Source organism: uncultured Methylobacterium sp., from assembly GCF_964244095.1.
GTDB lineage: Bacteria > Pseudomonadota > Alphaproteobacteria > Rhizobiales > Beijerinckiaceae > Methylobacterium.
Map to the genome: position 1 here is coordinate 1 of NZ_CAXTHR010000013.1, position 20,093 is coordinate 20,093.

Consider the following 20,093-nt stretch of genomic DNA (forward strand, 5'->3'; position numbering starts at 1 on the left):
CTGCTCGCGCGGCCGGACGTGGCGTTCATGCAGGGCGGCGACCTGCTCGACTGGTATCTCGGGAGCGAAGACGATGCCTGACGCGACCGACTGGCGCACCCTCGACCGCGCGGGCTTGAGCCGGGCCTACGACAATTCCGGCGCGGTCGCCGGCAGCGCCGACATCGTCGCCGGCTGGCGCGCGCGCAGCGCCGCCTTCCGCGAAGGCCGTCCCGAGGCGTTGGACCTCGCCTACGGGCCGGGCGAGCGCCAGCGCATCGACCTGTTCCGCTCACGTCAGCCGAGCGCGCCGATGCTCGCCTTCCTCCACGGCGGCTACTGGCAGCGCAACGGCCGCGAGGGCTTCTCCTGCATGGCCGAGGGGCCGCTGGCGCTCGGCCTCGACGTGGCGCTGATCGGCTACACGCTGGCGCCGGAGGCCAGCCTCACCGCGATCGCCGACGAGACCCGCGCGGCGCTCCGGCTGCTGCGCGCCGATTGCGGCGACCGCCGGATCGTCGTCGCCGGCTGGTCGGCGGGCGGGCACTTGGCCGCGCTCGCCGCCGCCGAGGCCGACGCCGGCCTGGCGATCAGCGGCATCTTCGATCTCGCACCGATCGCTGGCACCGCGCTGAACGACGCGCTCTGCCTCACCGAGGCCGAGATCGACGCGCTTTCGCCGATCCGTCACGTCGGGCCGGGCGCGCCGCCCGTCGCTGTGATCTACGGCGCAGAGGAACTGCCTGAACTGCGCCGGCAATCGGAGGCCTACCACGCCGCCCGCCGAGCGGCCGGCCTCGCCGACCCCCTGATGGCGCTGCCGGGCCTGAACCACTTCACCGTCCTCGATGCGCTGATCCGGCCGGACGGAGCGATCGCCCGCGAGGCCGCGCGCCTCGCGGGCCTGTAACGTCGAGCCGCGATGCGGCTGACGCATCGCGGCTTGGCGCGCGCGGGCGCCTCACAGGCAGGGATCGTCCGCCGCCTCGAGGCGACCGCTCTCGATCGCGGTGAGGAAGGTCCGATAATCGGCCTCGTTCCGCTCGCCGTAGGCGTGCGCCCAGTCCGCGAGCGCCTCGCGCAGGTCGGCGAGACGGTCCTTGCCGCAGTACCCGGCGATCGCGGCCGCGTCGCCCGTGCGGGCATGCGCCCGGGCGAGCAGCGCCCCATAGGCCCAGGCGAAGAACAGCAGCGGCGGCCCGGTCATGCACGAGACCGGGATCTCGCCCTTCATGTTCTTCATCTGCCGCACGTAGAACGGCCGATCGGCGATCGTGGTCCAGCCCAGCAGCGGGTCGCCGACGCCCTGCAACAGGCGCTGCCCGTAGATCACCCGCTCGCCCTCATGGCTGGCATACGGCTCCGGCATCCCAGGCAGATACGGCGCATGGGCCGGGCGCACCGCCTCCTTCACCTGTAGGAAGAGCACGTCCTGATCCGAGTTGCCGCAGAGCAGCGCGACGTAGGCACGGGTTCCGACGCTGCCGACCCCGACGACGCGGTGCGCCACATCGACGACGTGGTAGCGGTTGAGCATGAACCGGCGCTCGCGCGGAAGCGTCTCGGCATAGTGTTCGAGCCCGGTGATCGCCGCCTCGCGGGTCTCGTCGTCGACGCGGGTGAGGATCGGCGGGTCTTCGCGAAACCGCCAGCCGCCGTCGACGCGGCGCTCGCCGACGCGGGCCAGCAGGCTCCGGTTGTTCTTCCTGCGCGCCTTCTCCACCGCCTTGCGGACCACCGCCTGCGATTGCGCGTCGATCCGAATCCCGGAGAAGTCGAGCTGGTCGGCGCGGGCGGCCTGCTGCCAGACGTCGAGGGAGCCCTGGGGCGCCAGGTCGGTCATCGTGTGCTGGTAGCCGCCGACCGCGGCCATCACCGCCTGCCGCCGTTCGCGCAAGGGCACCGCATCACCGCGGGCCGCGACCTCGATGCTGGCGACGAGCCGCTTCAGGTCCCATTCCCACGGGCCGACGGTGACCTCGTCGAAGTCGTTGAGGTCGAGCACGACATCGCGCTGCGGCGTGCCGAACAGGCCGAAGTTCGCGATATGCGCGTCGCCGTTCATCATGACCATGATCTCGCTGCGCGGGCCCCGCGCGAGATCCCAGGCCATGACGTGCGCCGCGCCGCGCAGGAACGCGAAGGGCGAACTGGCCATGCGGGCGACCCGCAGGGGAATCAGCGCAGGCTGGCGTCCCTCATGCGCACCCTCGATCAGGCCGACCGGGTCGGGACGATCCTCCGGCAGTTCGAGCGCGGCGTGGGCGGCGTGCGGCACCGCATCGCGCAGGCGCTTGCCGGCGGCGCGGCGCCTGTCCCAGGGCTCGCCGCTTCCGCGCAGATCGATGTGCGGATAATCGGCGAGCGGCGCCAGCACCACCTCGCCCGCGGCCTCGACCGTTCCGTCCTGCCCGCGCTCGGGGCTCGGAGGCACGGACGGTTCGACGGCGCCGGCTTCGTTCGGTCGTTCCATGGATGCACGCGATCCCCATCAGCGCAGAGACAATCTCGGCCATCGGCCATCGTCGCGGGCATCGGAATCGAGAGTTCCGCGCAAGGCGTCCGATGCGCCGCCGCCACCCCGGCGAGAACGGTCACCGAACGGGCGTTCCGCGAGGCGCGCCACGCGCTGCCGTGAGCCTTCGCACAGCAGGTCGTCTTCGGCTCCTCGACCGTCCTTATCAGATTTCGAAAAACAGGGAGCGGATCACCGACGCCTCGCCGACCTTGGCATCCGGGTCATGACCTTGATGAAAGCGTGGCCGGTCTCGTCGTGCAGGCCGTGCACGTCGTGTCCCTGCAGGATCGGGGCGTGCCGACACGGTCCCGTCCGGTGCGACGCGGGAGACCTCGTCGGCCGTGCGAATCCGTCCGTGCCGCCCCGTTCAGGGTCTCCCACGCCGCACGCATCGTGCGTTACGGGTTCGGGCCTGCCATGCAACCAAGGCGGGAAGCTGCGTAGCCGGCCGCGATTGTATCCATCCCCATTGCATACAAATTCATCGCCAGAGCTTGGCCGTCCTGGCTGCACCGTCCGGCAATCCGGACGGCACCGGACCGGCAAGGGAACCAAACGACCGTGATCACTCCCGAAGCCGGCCCCGAGACGATGCAGCCAGACCGTTCGCGGGGCGACGTTCTCGAACGCCTCGCGGCGGCGCTCGGCACGACCGCGTCCGCCTTCCGCACGGATCGATGCGCGCCCGAAGGGACCGCGTCCGCTCACTGGGTTGCGGCGCGTCAGGGCGCAGATCTGATGGAGGCGTTCGGCCGGGTGACGGACCCGGCGTCGCGCAGGCGCTGCCTGGCGTATCTCCGGTCCGTCGCCTCGGCCGAGACGACAGGCTGAGGTCGTCCGCGGTCTCAGGCCGACTCCTTGACCTTCCGCGGCCGACCGACGCGCTTCGGCTTCTCCGCGGCACGGTCGGCCTCTTGGGTCGGCTCGGCGGGCTGCGCCGCGGTCTTCCGGCGCTGCTGACCGAGACCGAGCGAGAGCGCCAGCGCCGAACGCTGCGCCGAGTAGCTCGCCGCCGTCATCGGGTAGTCGACGGGCAGGCCCCACTTCGCACGGTAGGTCTCGGCGGTCAGGCCGTGCAGGCCGAGATGGCGCTTCAGCGTCTTGTAGCTCTTGCCGTCCTCGAAGCTGAGGAGCGCGTCGGGGCTGATCGATTTCCGGATCTGCGCCGCGGTCGGCTTCTCCGGGCCTGACGGCTGCGCCGTCGCGGGGCTGCCGAGACCGGCCAGGGCCGCGTGCACGCTGGCGATCAGCGCGGGCAGCTCGGAGGGCTGGAGGTGGTTGCGCGAGACGTAGGCGGAGACGATCTCGGCCGCCATCGTGAGGGTGTCGTGCGTCGGCATGTCTTCGGTTTCGGTCATATCGCAATCGTCCCTCAAGCGCAGGATATGATCCGTCCTTCAATTCATCTTGGAAGGCAAGCACCCGATCATGAAACGAAGCAATTTAGGCCGGTTTTCCGAGTCTAACGTGCCTCGCCTGAGACCATTCGACGATCGGGTCCGGCCCCGAGGCCGAACTTCGTGCGCGGCGAGGCCGGGGACGCGGTGCTGAACCGGGTCCACCGCCGCGCCCGGCCGGCCCGGCTCGTGGACGGGGCGGACGCGGTCCACGAGATGGTGCGCAACCGCGAAGCCGGGAGCGGCGCGTTCCGGCGCCGGGACGTCTTCGGGTACGACGCCCGAGGCGGCCCGTGTCGGCGGGGCGCCGGACACGGGCTCGAGGGAGGGACCAGGGGACGAACCCAAGCAACGAACCGTGGAGGATGCTCCATCCCCGCGCGGGACCGCGTCGTCTTCGCGCGAACCGGTATCCACCGCGCCGGAAAATGCTTTAGGCTGCGGTGCATGCCGAACCCGTTCCAGATCGTCTGCGCCCTTCTCCTGACGGCGGGCGGGCTCGTGGTCTGGGCGAGCGTGCCGGATCTTGCGGGATCGGCCGTCGAGAAGGTTCTGGCCGGCGGAATGTGGTCCGCGCTGGCCGCCTTCCTCGTCGGCGCGGTGCTGCTCGGTTGCTGGCCGCGCGACGCGGCCGGCCGGTTGCGCGCGCCGCTGCTTCGCCGTCGCTGAGGGCCGGCGCCGATCCGGAACATCGGCTCCCCGGTGGCGCGGCGGTCTCGCGCCCTACCTCTCGGGTACCGATGCTTCAGGATCTCGCCCATGTGGTACCTCTACGCCTGCGTGCTGCTCGCCGGAATCGCCAACGCCGTCCAGCCGGGACAGAACGGGACGCTCGCCAAGGGCTTCTCCCAGCCGCTCACCGCGGGCTTGGTGGTCGGGATCGGGGCGGCCTTCAGCATCCTCGTCGTCGGGCTGGTGTCGCGGCGCCTGGCGTGGCCCTCCTACGCGGAGATCGCCCAGGTCCCGTGGTGGGCGTGGGGCGGCGGGTTTCTCGGCGGCGGGGTCGTCGTCACGCAACTGCTGATCGCGCGCCAGATCGGTGCGGGCGCCTTCCTCGGGCTGCTGGTGACGGCCGGCGTCGTCACCTCGATCCTGCTCGATCACTTCGGATGGGCCGGCTTCGACGTCCACCCCGCGACGGTCTGGCGGGTGCTCGGCGGCATCCTGATGATCGGCGGCGTCGCCCTCGTGGCGATCTTCTGAGGCCCCCGGCCTGGGAACCGCTTCCCAGGCGCGGGGGCCGGCTCGCGACGCGTCGGCCTCGTCGCGATCCGGCATGCCGCGAAGCGGAGGACGGTCCCGATCCGCGAACCGGATCGGCGGAGGGAAGCGCGGGTGCCGGATACGGCGCTCCGCTTACGCGCGGGCCCCCTCGCCCGCAGAGGTGAGAGGGAGGACGCGCGCTCAGGAGCGTCGGGTCCGGCGATGCGCCCGCGGCGGGCGGATTCCATCGCTGGCGCAGCCTGTCCCGATGGACAGCGGCCGGTCCCGCGCCCGCTCGAACCCGTGCGGTCGGGACGGATCGTGGCCCGGCCGGAGCGCCTGGATGCGCCGTTGCCGCACGGACACAATTCGATTTTTTGCAGGCGCGGCCGGATCGAGGCCCGCCGCGATCGCGCAGGATCGGGCTATAAGATCAGCCATGAGCCATGCGGTCCGCCCATCCCACACCCCGCATGCGGCCCTCGTCGCGCTGCCGCTGGCCTTCGCGTCGTGCGGCTGCGCGATGGCCTCGGATCTCGGCGCGATTATGCCGCGCGCGGTGCCGACGTTCACTCAGGTCGATCCGGACACCTGGATCGTGACGCTGTCGGCAAATCTGCAGCTTGCGCCGCGCTATCCCGGATCGAGGGACGACACCCTCATCGGATATCCGGCGGTCGACATCCGCCGCGCCGGCGAGCCGCGCCGGTTCGCCGCACCCGACGACGGCTTCAGCGTCTCCCTGTACGACGACGCCGCCTTCCGCATCGGGCCGACCGCGCGCTTCGTGCCGGGACGGTACTTCGGCGACGACCGCCGCCATCTCGTCGGCTTGCGCGACGCGCGCTTCGCCGTCGAGCCCGGCCTGTTCGTGGAGTTCTATCCGGTTCCCGCGATCCGGACCCGCCTCGAGGTCCGCCAGGGCGTCTACGGGCACCACGGTACGGTCGGTTCGGTCGGCGCCGATTACATCGTGCCGGTCGCCAGGTTCCAGGTCTCGATCGGCCCGCGGCTGAACGTCGGCGACGGGCGCTTCGCGCGCAAGTATTTCGGGGTGATGGCCGACGAGGCCGCCGCGAACGGACGCCTGACCGCCTACGACCCCGGCAGCTTCGTCTCCGCGGGGATGCTCGGCGCCGTGACCTACACCCAGGACGAGACCTGGGCCTATACCGGCTATGCCGGCTATGCCCGCATCCTCGGCGCGTCCGGCGACAGCCCGCTGGTGCGGCGTCCCTTCGGCAGCCCGGATCAGTTCCAGTTCGGATTGAAGGTCGATTATTCCTTCACGACGCGGTCGTGGTTCTGAGCGCGGACGAACGCGTCCGAGGCGCGGAGACGATCCGCTCAGGCCGTCGCCGACACGCGGATCGCGCCCTCGCGCACGTTGGCGATCACGCCGGGCTCCTCCGAACGCAGATCCCACAGGACGGCCTGCGCGTAGCGGACCGTGCGCGTGCCGTCGGCGGCGACGGGTTGCAGATGGCAGTGGTCGAGGGCCACGAGCAGGCTCGGGCGCCCGCCGCCCCGCCGGCGGTCGGCGCCGACATCGAGGTGGAGCGCGTCCTGCACCCCCATGGGGAAGCGCGCGACGGCATCGGCCACGCCGTCGACCGCGCCGAAATCGAGGCACAGCGACAGGCAGAGGCGATCGACCCGCACCGCGTCCGGCACATCGGGGGCGGCGCGCAACAGGGCGAGGCGGAAGCCCGTTCCGTCACGGCCCGGCAGGGTCCAGTGATGGGCGGAGGCGACGCCGGCCAGCGGGACCAGGGCGCGCGGCAGGAGCCCGGACGGGTCGGCGAGGCGCCGTTCCGGCCGCCCGTGGGCGCGGTAGTGCTGGAGCGGGTTGGCCTTGACGGCGGCGACGTCGGGATAGCGGCCGAGATAGCCGCGGGTGCTGAAGCGCGGGTGCGGGTCGAGCCCCTCCGCCGCGCCGACGCGCAGGTAGTGGCGCAACGGGTCGAGGCGCGTGCGCGGACCCTGCGAACGATAGAACGCCGCGTCGAAATCCGCGTTCGGGTCGTAGTCCCGGCGCGCGCCGACGAGGACGTAGTGCAGGAACGGATCGAGGCGCGAGGCCGCCGCATCGGGGTAGGTGCGCTGGTAGTAGGCGGCGTCGAACAGGCTCGGCACGCGGCCGAGCGCGAGGCGGCGCAGGAACCCGGTGATCGTGCGGCTCGGTCTGGCGCGGGCGTCGCTCATGCGAAGGTCGAGGCCTCGCAGATCCGCCGTAGGCGCGCGCGATAGGCGTCCGGCGCGCAGGCGGTGCGGATGCGCGCGAGGCCCGCGGTCTGGACGCTCCGCCACCGGTCGGGCGCGTCGTGGAGCCGGGCGAGGCCCTCGGCGAAGGCGTCCGCGTCGAGCCAGTCGCAGCTCGCGTAGCCCTCCCCCTCCTCCCAGCCGACCTGCGCGGCGAGGATCGGCGTGAGGAAGCACGGCAACCCGTGCCGGATCGCCTCGTGGACCTTGTGCGGGATGCCGGCGGCGAACCGCGTCGGCGCGAGGCAGACCCGCGCCGCGTCGAAGAACGGGCCCGCCTCGGGAACCCGGCCCATGACCGCGACACCGGGCCGGGCGTAGCGGGCGCGGATCGCCGGCGCGACGGTGCCGACGATCCGCAGGGACGCGTCCGGCATCAGCGTCCGCAGCCGCGGCCAGACGCCCTCGAAGAACCAGTCGAGGGAGTCGACGTTCGGTTGGCCCTCCTCGGAGAGCGCGCCGATGAACAGGAAGCCGCGGCGTTCCGAGAAATCCGGCGGGGCGGTGTCCGGCGGCGCCATCGCGTGGCCGAGGACCGTCGCGTTGACGCGGACGTAGCGCGCGAGCAGCCGCGCCTCCGCGTCGGAGACGCAGACGACTTGGTCGGCCTGCCCGTAGTTGCGGGTCTCGGCGATGGCGGTCCGCGCGAGGTCGGCCGCGGTGCCGGAGCCGTCCCGCGCCACCGCGGCGACGAAGGCGCGGGAGGCGAACAGGGCCTCGGAATCGAACACCACCCGCGACTTGACGAAGGCGCGCGGGCTCGATCCGCGCTCCTGAAGGGTCCGGGTCACGAGGTCGATGTTGTGCGGCCGGCTCACCCAGAGCACGTCGAAGTAGCCGGGCCGCTCCGCGATGAGGCGCACGAGCCCTTCCGTCCGGGCGGCGGCGAGGATCTCGACCCGCTGGTCGATGTCGCGGCAACGCTGAGCCTGCTCCGCATCCGAGCGGTAGAGCGGGTAGAGCGTCACGCCGTAGCCAAGCCCGGCCATCGTGTTCACGATGTGGTTGGCGCGCGGATAGCCCGCGCCCATGTCGCGATGCGGGACGGTGTCGTCGATGAACAGGATGCGCAACGCCCACGGGTCGTGGTCGCGGGCGGCGAAGCCCTCCCGGCGCGGGCCGTGGCGGAGCCAGGTGCGGTGGCGCGCCAGGAACAGCGCCCGGTTGCGGTCGAGCAGGGTCTCCACGTCGGCGCGCGTCGCGCTGGTGGCGTTCTCGAAATGCACCGCCGTGGCGCGCGCCTGATAGATCACCCGCCGGCCGGCCTGATGGCAGCGCACGCAGAGGTCGGTGTCCTCGAAATAGGCCGGCGCAAAGGCGTCGTCGAACCCGCCGAGGGATCGGAACAGGTCGGCCTCGATCATCAGCACGGCGCCGGAGACATAGCCGACCTCGCGGGTGAAGCCGGCCTCCGGCGCGAACGGGTCGGGCACCCCCCGGAGATAGGGATGGGTGATCTGCGCGTCCTCCTGGAACGACGCGCCCGCTTCCTGGAGGATGCCGCCGGGGAAGACGAGGCGGGCGCCGACGATGCCGACGGTGTCGAGGTCGGTGAAGGTGTGCGCCATCGCCCGCAGCGCGCCGGGCATCAGGTCGACGTCGGGGTTCAGGAACAGCAGGTAGCGCCCGCGCGCGAGCCGCGCGCCGGCGTTGCAGGCCGGCCCGAACCCGAGGTTGTCGTCGTTCAGGACGATCGTCGCTCCGTCGATCCGGTCGAACAGCGCCCGCGTCGCGGGCGCGGAGGCGTTGTCGACGACGATCGTCTCGAAGGCGATGCCCGCGAGCGTCTGCTGCGCGGCGAGCCGCCAGAGCGTCAGCGCCAGGATGTGGCGCGCGTCGCGCGCGACGATCACGATCGAGACGAGCGGCGCGTCCTCACGCCGGAAGCCGATTCGCACGTCGTTGAGGAACAGCGCGTCCCAGACGAGCCGCGCGTCGGCGACCACCACCCGGCGGCCGAGCCCGGCATCGACGGCGTCGAAGGGCTCGCCGATGCCGGTGTCCCTCATGCCGGGCTCGCTCATGCCCGGCCCCCGTCGCCCCGGCCGTCGGCGACGATGTCGATGCGGCCGATCAGGTCGTCGGTGAGGAACAGCACCGTCCCCTCCGCGGTCAGCCGGCCGGACGCGATGCCGGCGAAGTCGGCGACCATCGGCACCGGCGTCAGGTCCGACCGCCCCGCGTCGAAGGCGAAGCCCGGCGACAGGGCCAGCGGCGCGATCCCGTCGAGGGTCAGTTCGTGCGCGCGGCCTGCCCCCGCCGCGACGAGGAAGGCCGCGACCGCGCGCGGCCCGGTGAGCAGGTGGCTCGGCAGGAGCAGCGCGAGGGCGAAGCCGTCCGCACGCGCGCCGACGCACCGCGCCCGCGTCCTCCAGTCGGGCCAGGCGTCGCGGAACGCCACGGCCGCGGCCTCGCGGATCGCCGTCGGCAGGCGCCGCTCGCGGACCCATTCGGGCGCGAGGGCGACGCGGACCGGGCCGAGCGAGGCCGGGGACGAAGGCGGCGGCGCGGGCTTGGCGAACCAGCGCCGGCGCGCCGGCGCGTAGCCCGCCGCCCGGGCCGCGTCCTCGCCGAACCGCTCGGTCGCCAGCAGGCGCCCGAGCGCGGGATCGTCCACGACGGCTGAGTCGAGGGTGCGCGCGCAGGCCGGCCAGCCGTCCGCGGCCGGCTCCGGTTCCGGGGCGGCTTCCCGCGCCGCGCCGGCATCCGGCCCGTCCCGGACGGCGGCGCGGAGCAGGTGCGCGAGTTCGGCCTCGGCGCGGCGCGATTCCGTGTTGAAGCGCGCAAACAGCGTCTCGCACGCCCCGGTCAGGGCCGCGAGGCCGGCCGCGTCCGCTTGCAGCGCCAGGATCGTCGCCCTCACGTCCTCCACGCCCGTGCAGCGATGGGCCGGCGCCTGCGCCGCGAAGCCCTCGAAGGCGATCGTCGTGCCGACGACCGGCACGCCGTAGGACAGGGCCTCGGCGACCTTCATCTTCAGCCCGCTCCCCATCAGCATCGGCGCGACGACCACGTCCGTCTCGGCGTAGAAGTCGCGCAGGTTCTCGACGTAGCCGAGCAGGCGCACGCCCGGCAGGTCGAGGCCGCCGAGCGCGGTGCAGATCTCGCCGGCGATGCGCAGTTCGGGCCGGTCGGGCGTCCAGCCGGCGGCCCAGGCGTGCGCGAACTTGCCGATCGAGAACAGGTTCGGGTCGTTGCCGTGCCCGACGAACCCGATCCGCGCGATCCCGCGCGGCGCCGCGAACGGGGCCAGCACCGGGAAGGCCGGCGGCAGCAGCAGGACGCGCTTGCCCGTCAGCGTAGCGAAATAGGCCGCCTCCTCCGCCTGGATCGCCAGCACCACGTCGGCGCGCTCGAGACCCGCCGCCTCGTTCCTCCGGTCGGTGTAGAAGAAGTTCGGCTCCGCGCGGAACGGCCGGTACTGCAACTGCCGGTCGGCGAAGCGGTCGTGCGTGTCGATGAGCCTGAGCATGCCCGGCGGGGCGTGTTCGAGGCATCGCGACAGGAAGACGTAGTTGACGAGGATCGCCACCGTCGCCGGATGCCGCGCGGCGTACCATGCCACGAAGCGGTCGAGCGCCGGCGCGGCCCAGTCGTCGAGGCCGAAGGCGCCCGAGCGCGACTTGAGCGGGATCGGGTCCTCCGCCTCGATCAGGAAGGTGCGCTGGAAGCTCGCCGACATGGCGGCGAAATCGGTCGGCGGCACCTGGCCGAAGCGGCGGTAGACCTGATCCTCGTGGGCAAAGTACGCGAAGTCGACCGCGAACCCCGCCCGGCCGAGCGCCGCGCAGGTGAGCGCGAGCCGGCGCCGGTTGCCGGCGCTCGCGGGCGCTGCGGGCATCGGCGCGACGACGAGGATCGTCGGCGCCCGCGCATGGCCGTGGGGCAGGTCGTCCATCACGCACCCGCCGCGCGCAGGCGCGCCGAGGTGGATCGCCCGCCACCGACGAGGACGGCATGCCCCGGCGCGTCGTCCCCGCCCGGGCCCCAGAGCGGTTCGAGGTCGAGGTCCACCCGCGGCTGGGGCGAGACGGCGAGGCGCGCGGTCGCGACGCGCACGCAACGCGTGCCGGCGTCTGAATCGAGGAGGAGGTAGTCCGGCACCGCGGTCCCCGACAGGCTGCAGGTTCCCGGACGGTGCGGGTCGATCGCGAGGTCGGGCGCATCCTCGCGGATCGGCATCGCCCGTAGCGCGGGCGCGAGCAGCGGGAACAGGCTTGCCAGCGCCGCCACGGTCCCGGCGGTCACCGCCGACAGCACCGCTTGCGCGATCACCGCGCGGTCGGCCGCCGCCAGTGCTTCTGGGGCCTCCGCAGGACCGGACGACACGGCGATGTCGTGGAAGTGGGTGGCGACGACGAGCCGCGTCCCGCGCTCCAGCGCCGTCTCTGCCGCAATTCCGTTCGGCCGCAGCAGCAGCAGGCAGGTCGGCTCGCGTGACGGTGCCTTCATCCCCGCGAAAGCCCAGGTCGCGAGGTCGACATCCCCCGGCGACGCGACGGCGAGCGGGATCGGCATCGCGGTCGGCAGGCGATGGCGGCACAGGTACCAGCCCAGGCCGAGGCGGATCGTCCGGCCGTCGAGGGTCGGGCTTGAGGACCGGCCTTCGCGCGCGACCGATGCCGTCATCCGCTCGCTTCCCTCATGCCGACGCGGCCGTTTCGGTCCGAGCGATCCCGATACCGTCGATCGTTCGGTCCGACCGCGCACCGAGCCGCATCCGTCCCGCGGGGGACGGCGGTTGGTAGGCCAGCGTGCCCCGGCAAGCAACCCTGGCCGCACCGGCATGCGTCACCGGAGGAGCGGGGCCGGCCGGCGTCCCCGAACCCGGTCCGGCCTGCGCGGCCCCCGATGTCGTAAAGCTGACACAGCCACGCGTTTTGCCGGACGCCGTCGGTTCGCTTCGTTCGCGCGGTCTGATAAACCTATAGGCTCGATGACGGGGCGCAGCCGGATACGGGCCCGCGGCGCGGTCGCGGTCCGCCGCCGGATGGTTCGCGGTCTCGGAGGGCGTGCAGTGCAGACCAACGCCGAGGCGACCGCCGGACAGGCCGAGACGCTCGCCGACTTTTTGAGGCGGCGGCGCGGCGTGTCCGTGGGGGCCAAGCCGGCACTGCCGCCGGCCCGCGCCGGCGGCGGCGCGGCCGAAGCGATCTGGCGGGAGGGGACGGTCTCGGCGGTCGATCTCGCCGACGCGGTCGCCGCCTATCACGGCGTTCCGCGGGCGGATCGGGACGCGATCGCCGCCCTGCCCCACGCCCTCGACGCCCTGTCGCGCGACTTCCTGCGCGAAGCCTACCTCTATCCGGTCGAGCGGGACGGGCGCCCGCTGCTGGTCGCGGCCGACCCGGGACATCTCGAACCGATCCGGGCGGTCGCCCTCGCGCTCGGCGGGCCGGTGCCCCTCGCGGTGCTGTCCTTCGAGGAGATCGAGGATCTGTTCGAGCGCAGCCGCCCGGTCGATGCGCCGCGCGGCGAGGACGCGGACCCGGGACCGGGCTCCGACTACGCCCTGTCCGACGACATCGAGACCCTGCAGGACCTCGCCCGCGGCGCGCCGATCGTGCGCGTCATCGACGGCCTGCTGGAGCGTGCGATCCAGGCCGGCGCGACCGACATCCACATCGAGACCGGGCGCGAGGACCTGAAGATCCGGTTCCGGATCGACGGGCACCTGCGGGCGCAGCAGACGATCGCGCGCCACATGGCGGCGGCGGTGATCTCGCGGGTGAAGATCCTCGCCGGCCTCGACATCGCCGAGCGCCGCCTGCCGCAGGACGGGCGCACCAACGTCAAGGTCGGCAACACGGAGGCCGACCTGCGCGTCGCGATCATGCCGACGCTCTACGGCGAGACCGCGGTGCTGCGCATCCTGCTCAAGGACACGCGGCTGCTCGACTTCAAGCGCGTCGGCCTGTCGGACCGCGACCGCGACGCGGTCGTCCGGCTGCTCTCCGAGCCGCACGGCATCATCATCGTCACCGGCCCGACCGGCAGCGGCAAGACGACGACGCTCGCGACCGCGATCTCGCTGCTCAACGACCCCGCCCGCAAGATCGTCACCGTCGAGGACCCGGTCGAGTACCAGCTTCCCGGCATCCACCAGACCCAGATCAAGCCGGCGATCGGCCTCACCTTCGCCACCGCGCTGCGCTCGTTCCTGCGCCACGACCCGGACGTGATCATGGTCGGCGAGATGCGCGACCGCGAGACCGCGGCGATCGGCATCCAGGCGGCGCTGACCGGCCACCTCGTGCTGACGACGCTGCACACCAACAGCGCGGTCGACGCCGTGGTGCGGCTCGTGGACATGGGCGTCGAGCCCTACCTGATCGCCTCGTCCTTGCGCGGGGTGATCGGCCAGCGGCTGGTCCGCCGGCTGTGCGAGCGGTGCCGCGTGCCCGACCCGAAGGGCTTGGAGATCGCCCGCGCGCTCCGCGCGCGCCGCGGCGGACCCGAGGCGACGGGCCGGGCCTTCCACGCGGCGACGGGCTGCGCCCACTGCAACGAGAGCGGCTATCGCGGCCGCGTCGGGGTGTTCGAGGCGCTCGCCGTCGACGACGACCTGCGCGGGCTGATCCGCGGCCAGCCCGATCCGCGGGTGATCCTGCAGGCGGCCCGCGCGGCCGGCATGACCACGATGCTCGACGACGGGATTGAGAAGGCGAGCCTCGGGCTGACCTCCCTCGACGAGGTCATGCGGATCTCCGGATGAGGCGCGGGGTCCGGCCGAGGGGAGGGGTTCGCGCGTGCTGAGCATACCGGTCCCGGTACGGTCGGCGGCGGGCGCGGCGCGCGCGGTCGTCGCGGCCCTGCTCGACGCCTTCGTCGCGAGCCTCGCGCCGCTGGCCGCCCGCGTCGCGGCGGGTCCGCGCCACGTCGCGGTGATCGGGCCCGACGGCCTCGTGCTCCATACCCTCCACAAGGGCCGGCTCGGCCCGCCGCTGCCGCTGGCCGACGGCGCCCGCGCGCCGGAGGCGTTCCGCACCGGGGACCTGCAACTGCGCCTGCCTCCGGAGCTGTTCCTGACGCGGTCGCTCCGCCTGCCCGATTCCGGGCGCGGATACCTCCAGCCGATCATCGCCCACCGCCTGGAACGGCTGACGCCGTGGCGGGCGGACAAGGTGCTGTACGGGTACGGCGTGGTCGAGGGCGTGTCCGAGGACGGCACCATCGGCGTCGACCTGCTCGCGACCTCCGTCGATCTCGCGGCGCCGTTCCTCGCGCGCCTGGAGGACGCGGGCCTGAGCGCGACGGCGCTGGGCAGCGCCGCCGAGCCCCTCGACGCGCCGCTGCGCTTCGACCTCTACAGGGGCCGGTCGCAGGCGGCCGACGGCCGGTTGCGCGCGCGGACCGCGCGGGTGCTCGCGATCCTGCTCGCCGGGCTCGCCGGCACCTGCCTCGTCTCGTTCCTGCTCGCCGCCTCGGCCTCGGCAGACCTCCAGGAGACGGAACGGCGCCTCGCGACCCTGCGCACCAGGCTCGCGCTGCGCGGGGGCCCGGGCAGTTCGCGCGCAAGCGCGCTGATCGAGGGCAAGCGACCGGACACCGCCACGATCGTCCTGATCGATCGGCTGAGCACGGCGCTGCCGGACGACACGGTCCTGCGCGAACTCGACATCGATCCCGCCCGCATCCGCCTCGTCGGCCGCTCCGCCGACGCGCCCGGCCTGATCGCCCGGCTCGAGACCGGCGCCGGCCTGAAGAACCTGCGCTTCGCCGCCCCGGTGATCCGCGACGCGGACAGGCGGGACGCGTTCGATCTGGTCGCGACCCGGGGCGGGGCGCCGGAGGCGGCGCGATGACGCTGGCCGAGATCCGCGGGACGCGCTGGTTCGGGCCGCTCGCCGTGGCGCTCTTCGTCGGCACGCCGCTCCTGCTCGGCGCGATCACGATCGCCAACCTCGCGCGCTGGTCGGAGGCGGGCGCGGCGGCGGCGGCGACCGGCGGCCACGTCGCGCAGCTCGAAGCGCGCATCCGCGCCGAGGCCGGCCGGCCCGTGCCGACGCGGGGCGACCTGTCGGCCCTCTACCTCACCGCCGGGGCGGGCAGCCTCGCCCACGCCGAATTGCAGCAGCGCCTCGTCGGCCTCGTCGAGCGCGCCGGCGGCCGGCTGATCGAGGTTCGCGGCGACGAGGCGCCGGAGGCGGCAGCGCAGCGCAGCATCCTGCTGCGCCTCAGCCTCGACATCGCTAACGACGGGCTGTTCGACCTGCTCTCCGCGATCGAGACGGGCCTGCCGATCCTCACCGTCGAGGCTGTCAACCTCCGGCCGGCCTCGGGCCGGAACGCGGGGGGCGAGGACGCCGACCCGATGCTGCGCGTAGCCCTCGCGGTGCGCGGCTATCGCCGGGAGGACACCCCGTGACCCGCCCGCGCGACGGGGCACCGCGGCACCGGGGCTGCCGCAGCGCCGTGCTGGCGCTGGCGCTGCTCGGATCGTCGGCCGGTCGGCCGCTGGCCGAGGTCGCGGAGGCGCCGTCGATCCGAACCGATCCGCCGCCCGCGACCGCGCCCGCGCGCGGCCTCAACCCGCTGAGCGCCCTCGATCCGACCGCGCTCGGCGCGTTCAGGGGCCGGCCGCTCTTCGCCCCGTCGCGGCGCCCGCCGCCGCCTCGGCCGGCCGCGATTGTCCCGCTCGCGCCGGTCGTCGTGGCGAGCCCGCCCCCCGACCTGCGCCTCGTCGGCGTCGTCGCGGGCGCCGACAGGGCCGTGGCGATCCTGCGCCGTCCGGCGGGCGGGCCGTCCCTGAACCTGAAGGTCGGCGACACGGTGGAGGCTTGGCGCGTCGAGACGATCGCGCCCGATCGCGTGACGCTGCGCGACGGCGAGCGCGCGACGACCTACCGGCTGTTCGCGGTCGGCGGCCCCGCCGGCCCGGCGCCGGCGTCCCGGATCACCAACCCGCCGCAGCTCGGCGTTCCGGGCGCGCGATAGGGTACGGAGGCCGGCGCCGCGCCGTGGAACGCGCGGTGCCGCCGCCCGAAGGGCCGCGCGCCGGAAACGAAGACGCCCCCCCGGACCGGTCGGTCCGAGGGGGCGAGGCGTGCGACGGCGATGCGTCGGAGTTTGCGACTAGAGCATTTTCCAGCGAGGTGGATGCCGGCTCGCGTGAAGACAATGCGACCGCACAAGGAGTTAGAGCGTTTTCCGTGATCCGAGGATCATGGAAAACGCTCTAGCGCAGGCGGCCGTTGAGGCCGCCGGGGAAGAAGCCGCCCGGGCTCTGGGTGGTGTTGAGGTAGACGATGTCCAGCACCTGGCCGGGCGTCCGCGCGAAGACGAGGCCGTTGCGGTCGGTCGGGACGAGGTTGGCGTCGCTCGGGGAGAAGCCCGGGGTGGCCGACTGGTCGCCGCTGATGCCCTGGTCGAGGTCGGTGGTGCCGTCGAGCGAATCGCGGGCGTTCGAGATCGCGTTCGCCTGGGTGATCAGGCCCCTGGCGTAGAGCGTCGTGCGGATAATGCCGGCGTGGTAGGCCTCGACCGCGAGGATGCTCGCCGCGGCGCTGAGGAAGGTCTTGTTCTGGATCGCGCCGGCCGCACCGTTGTAGGCGGTGACGCCGACATCCTCGAAGATGAACGACGCGAGCAGGAAATTCGTGTCGTTGGCGTAGGCATCGAACCGGTCGCTCGCGCCGATCAGGCCGGCCGCACGCGCGGCGGCGGTGAAGGCGAAGTCGATGTCGAGCCGCGGACGGCTGACGGCGGCGCTGCCGAGGGCGGCGCGCAGGAAGCGGACGTGGGCCTCCTCGTCGGCCGCGATCTCGAAGGCGTACTTGCGCACGTTCGCATCGGCGAACGGAACCGCACGGCCGCCGCCGTTGACTGCGCCGATGGCGCCGACGCCCTGCAGGTCGCCCGCCTTCAGCCCCGAGCCGTTGACCGCGTTCAGGTAGAACTCGGCCTCGAGATACTCGAGGTTGAGCGCGAAGTTCAGGATGTCGGCGTCGGTCACGTCGGCCGGCAGGCCCTGGGCCTGCGACGAGCCGGTCGAGCCGCCGAGGATGGCGGCGCCGGCGATCCCGAGGCCGAGGGTCTGAAGGAAGGCGCGGCGGCCCTTCTCGAGGTTGACGACGCGGGTTCCCGGCTCGGTGCCGGAAAGACCGCTCTCGGCTGCGGTGTGGTTCTCACTCATGGTCCGTTCTCTCCCGAAGACGCGCAAGTCCGACGTGAAGCGTCGAGCGCAACTTAGCCGTACCGCGATTCGCGACAATGACAGGTATGTTAAAACTGTCTTAACCGCGCCGATTTTTTCCCGCGTGTGTCCAATCAGGCACGCCGAAGGGAGAAAGCTGGTATATGCTCTCCGTCCCGGTGGGCACGGACGTGAATGAAGGCTACGTTAACGAAACGCCGGGATCGGAAAATATTCCCATGTCTTTGACGCGGCTCTCCCTCGCTCTGGTCTGCTGCGCAGGACTTTTCGGCCCCGCCGCCCTCGGGCGCGATGCCGGACCGCCGCGGGCGAGCCTCACCGGCCCGGAATCCGAGATCGACCTGTCGGCGCGTCCCCTGCGCCCGCTCGCCGCCGCAAAGCCCGGACGCGACGCCGTCGTGGCCCCGGACCGCGGCGAGGGCCGCACCTACAACTTCAAGCCCGAGGACATCGACGCGACGGCGGCTCTGGGCGCCGAACCGGTGGAGATCGGCGCGCAGGCGTCGGAGCCGGGGAGCTACCGGCTCAACTTCGAGCGGGCCGAGGTGAAGGACGTGGTCCACGCCATCCTGAACGACACGCTCGGCCTCAACTACACGATGGCCGCCGACGTCGCCGGGCAGATCACGATCTCGTCGCCGCGGCCGATGAACCGCGTCGAGCTTCTGTCGGCCCTGGAGACGGTGCTGTCGGGCCAGGGCTACACGATGACTCGCAACGCCGCCGGCTACCGGATCACCGCCGCGGCCACCAGCATCGGCAACGTCAGCTTCGGCAACGCGCAAGCGCCGGGCTACGGCGTGTCCGTGGTGCCGCTGCGCTACGTCTCGGCCGCCGTGATGTCGAAGCTCGTCTCCGGCTTCGTCACGGAAGCCGACGGCCTGCGCTTCGACACCGGGCGCAACACGATCATCGTCAAGGGTCCCGGCCAGCGGCGTCAGGAGGCGGTGAGCGCGATCCTGGCCTTCGACGCGGATTGGATGCGCGGCCAGTCGGTGAGCCTGTTCGAGCTGCGCCGCGCCCGCCCCGAGGCGGTGGTGGCCGAGCTGACGCAACTGTTCGACACCGGCGAGAACGGGGCGAGTGCGGGCCTGATCCAGTTCAAGCCGATCGCGCGCCTGCGCGCCGTGATGGCGATGTCGAAGAACCCGGCCCTGATCCGCCGCGCCGAGACCTTCGTGCGCAAGCTCGACGGCACGGTGGAGGCCGCCGAGGAGACGGTGTTCATCTACAAGGCGCGCTACCGCGACGCGAAGGAGCTGGCCCGCGTCATCAACGGCCTGTTCGGCACCGGCAACGCCAACCTCAACACCAACCCCGGGACGCAGGCAGCCGGGCTCGGGGGCCTCGGTGGGACCGGTCAGGGCCAGGGCCGCAACTTCTCCGGCGGCAACCAGGGCGGCGGCCTGAACGGCGGCGGGTCCGGCTACGGCGGTGTCGGCCAGGGCAATTCCGGCAACCAGGGCGGCGGCCAGCAGAACACCGGCAGCGACCTGCTGCGGGCCCGCTTCGCCTCGGCATACGGCGACACCGTGCCGGGCAATGGCATGGCCGACGGCGGATCGATGACGGCGCTCGGCGGCGGGAACGACAGCCTCGACCTGACGCGGCGCGGCAACGGCGCGCGGCGGGTCTCGATCAGCGCCGACCCGTCGAACAACTCGGTCATCACTTATGCCGATGGCGAGACCTACCGGAAGATCAACGCGGCGCTGCGCCAGCTCGACGCGACGCCGGCCCAGGTCGCCGTCAACGTGACGATCGCCGAGGTGACGCTGACCGACCAGCTCAAGTACGGGGTGCAGTACTTCCTCGACTCGAAGAACCTCGGGCTGGGCAAGAACAAGGGCTCGATCGGCCTGCTCAGTGCGGCGGCTGCGACGGCGGGCGGCGCCGGCAACCTGCTCGCGCCCGCCACCGGCGGCGGCTTCAACTTCCTGGTCGGCGGCTATTCCGGGCCGGACATCGTCCTGTCGGCGCTCGACGGCTTCACCGACGTCAAGATCCTGTCCTCGCCCTCGCTGGTGGTGCTCGAGAACCAGCCGGCCTCGCTCCAGGTCGGCGATTCCGTGCCGATCACCACGACGCAGGCGCAAGGGATCACCGTGCCGGGCGCGCCGCTGGTGAGCCAGGTCGAGTTCCGCGATACCGGCATCATCCTGAACGTGATCCCGCGCATCGGGCAGAACGACGCCGTGACCATGCAGATCGAGCAGGAGATCTCGGCCGTGGTCAGCGGCTCGAGCACGCTCACCCCGACCATCTCGAAGCGGCGGGTGGCGAGCACCATCTCGGTGGCGAGCGGGCAGACCGTGCTGCTCGCGGGCCTGATCAGCGAGAAGCGACAGGTCTCTCGCGACGGCATCCCGTTCCTCGACCGGCTGCCGAACGTCGGCGACCTGTTCAGCTCGGTCGACAACGGCGCCCAGCGCACCGAACTGGTGGTCTTCATCCGCCCGGTGGTGGTGCGCTCGGGACGCGACGCGCAGCGGGTCGCCGAGGATTACCGTGGCAAGCTGCTCGATGCTGGCGCCCGCCGCGGCGCCGCGCCGCGCCACCCGGTCACCAAGCCCTGAGC

Annotated in this window: 16 protein-coding genes; 9 read left to right on the forward strand and 7 right to left on the reverse strand. The window is 72.7% G+C overall.

Annotated features, from left to right (window positions below; translation table 11 throughout):
- Nucleotides 1-73 precede the first annotated feature (73 nt).
- Nucleotides 74-889, forward strand: coding sequence for an alpha/beta hydrolase (locus ACFE86_RS03780; RefSeq protein WP_375453999.1), 816 nt, complete (start codon nt 74-76; stop codon nt 887-889).
- A gap of 51 nt (nt 890-940) precedes the next feature.
- Here the strand turns inward: ACFE86_RS03780 and ACFE86_RS03785 are convergent, their stop codons facing one another.
- Together ACFE86_RS03785 and ACFE86_RS03790 are read right to left on the reverse strand one after the other, a co-directional pair.
- On the reverse strand, nt 941-2,452 hold the full coding sequence (locus tag ACFE86_RS03785) for a DUF2252 domain-containing protein (protein ID WP_375454000.1): 1,512 nt from the start codon (nt 2,450-2,452) through the stop codon (nt 941-943).
- Nucleotides 2,453-3,342: 890 nt separating this feature from the next.
- Nucleotides 3,343-3,855 (reverse strand): MucR family transcriptional regulator, encoded by a 513-nt coding sequence (locus ACFE86_RS03790; RefSeq protein WP_375454001.1) that lies wholly within the window; start codon nt 3,853-3,855, stop codon nt 3,343-3,345.
- Between the two features lie 486 nt (nt 3,856-4,341).
- On the opposite strand from ACFE86_RS03790, the gene ACFE86_RS03795 reads away from it, so the two are divergent.
- From ACFE86_RS03795 to ACFE86_RS03805, 3 genes are all read left to right on the forward strand, one after another.
- Entirely contained in the window at nt 4,342-4,563 is a 222-nt protein-coding gene (locus ACFE86_RS03795) for a hypothetical protein (RefSeq protein ID WP_375454002.1), read from the forward strand.
- A 90-nt stretch (nt 4,564-4,653) separates the two neighbouring features.
- Nucleotides 4,654-5,097, forward strand: coding sequence for a DMT family transporter (locus ACFE86_RS03800; RefSeq protein WP_375454003.1), 444 nt, complete (start codon nt 4,654-4,656; stop codon nt 5,095-5,097).
- 439 nt (nt 5,098-5,536) lie between these two features.
- Nucleotides 5,537-6,406 (forward strand): MipA/OmpV family protein, encoded by an 870-nt coding sequence (locus ACFE86_RS03805; RefSeq protein WP_375454004.1) that lies wholly within the window; start codon nt 5,537-5,539, stop codon nt 6,404-6,406.
- Nucleotides 6,407-6,444: 38 nt separating this feature from the next.
- Here the strand turns inward: ACFE86_RS03805 and ACFE86_RS03810 are convergent, their stop codons facing one another.
- From ACFE86_RS03810 to ACFE86_RS03825, 4 genes are read right to left on the reverse strand one after another with little or no spacing between them, the layout of a single operon-like run.
- Nucleotides 6,445-7,302, reverse strand: coding sequence for a hypothetical protein (locus tag ACFE86_RS03810; protein WP_375454005.1), 858 nt, complete (start codon nt 7,300-7,302; stop codon nt 6,445-6,447).
- Nucleotides 7,299-9,368 (reverse strand): glycosyltransferase, encoded by a 2,070-nt coding sequence (locus tag ACFE86_RS03815; protein ID WP_375454006.1) that lies wholly within the window; start codon nt 9,366-9,368, stop codon nt 7,299-7,301. Before ACFE86_RS03815 ends, ACFE86_RS03810 begins: the two co-directional genes overlap by 4 nt.
- Nucleotides 9,369-9,379: 11 nt before the next feature.
- Nucleotides 9,380-11,257, reverse strand: coding sequence for a glycosyltransferase (locus ACFE86_RS03820; RefSeq protein ID WP_375454007.1), 1,878 nt, complete (start codon nt 11,255-11,257; stop codon nt 9,380-9,382).
- On the reverse strand, nt 11,257-11,988 hold the full coding sequence (locus ACFE86_RS03825; protein WP_375454008.1) for a hypothetical protein: 732 nt from the start codon (nt 11,986-11,988) through the stop codon (nt 11,257-11,259). The genes ACFE86_RS03820 and ACFE86_RS03825 overlap by 1 nt, the downstream gene beginning before the upstream one ends.
- A 388-nt stretch (nt 11,989-12,376) precedes the next feature.
- On the opposite strand from ACFE86_RS03825, the gene ACFE86_RS03830 reads away from it, so the two are divergent.
- Genes ACFE86_RS03830 through ACFE86_RS03845 form a run of 4 tightly spaced genes read left to right on the forward strand, consistent with a single transcriptional unit; the run spans nt 12,377 to nt 16,296 of the window.
- Entirely contained in the window at nt 12,377-14,074 is a 1,698-nt protein-coding gene (locus tag ACFE86_RS03830) for a GspE/PulE family protein (RefSeq protein ID WP_375454009.1), read from the forward strand.
- A 34-nt stretch (nt 14,075-14,108) separates the two neighbouring features.
- On the forward strand, nt 14,109-15,164 hold the full coding sequence (locus ACFE86_RS03835; protein ID WP_375454010.1) for a PilN domain-containing protein: 1,056 nt from the start codon (nt 14,109-14,111) through the stop codon (nt 15,162-15,164).
- On the forward strand, nt 15,161-15,727 hold the full coding sequence (gspM, locus tag ACFE86_RS03840) for a type II secretion system protein GspM (protein WP_375454011.1): 567 nt from the start codon (nt 15,161-15,163) through the stop codon (nt 15,725-15,727). The genes ACFE86_RS03835 and gspM overlap by 4 nt, the downstream gene beginning before the upstream one ends.
- Nucleotides 15,724-16,296 (forward strand): hypothetical protein, encoded by a 573-nt coding sequence (locus ACFE86_RS03845; RefSeq protein ID WP_375454012.1) that lies wholly within the window; start codon nt 15,724-15,726, stop codon nt 16,294-16,296. Before gspM ends, ACFE86_RS03845 begins: the two co-directional genes overlap by 4 nt.
- Nucleotides 16,297-16,537: 241 nt before the next feature.
- On the opposite strand, the gene ACFE86_RS03850 is transcribed toward ACFE86_RS03845, so the two are convergent.
- On the reverse strand, nt 16,538-17,494 hold the full coding sequence (locus tag ACFE86_RS03850) for a ferritin-like domain-containing protein (protein ID WP_375454013.1): 957 nt from the start codon (nt 17,492-17,494) through the stop codon (nt 16,538-16,540).
- Nucleotides 17,495-17,733: 239 nt separating this feature from the next.
- On the opposite strand from ACFE86_RS03850, the gene gspD reads away from it, so the two are divergent.
- Nucleotides 17,734-20,091, forward strand: coding sequence for a type II secretion system secretin GspD (gene gspD / locus ACFE86_RS03855; RefSeq protein ID WP_375454014.1), 2,358 nt, complete (start codon nt 17,734-17,736; stop codon nt 20,089-20,091).
- Nucleotides 20,092-20,093: the final 2 nt, after the last annotated feature.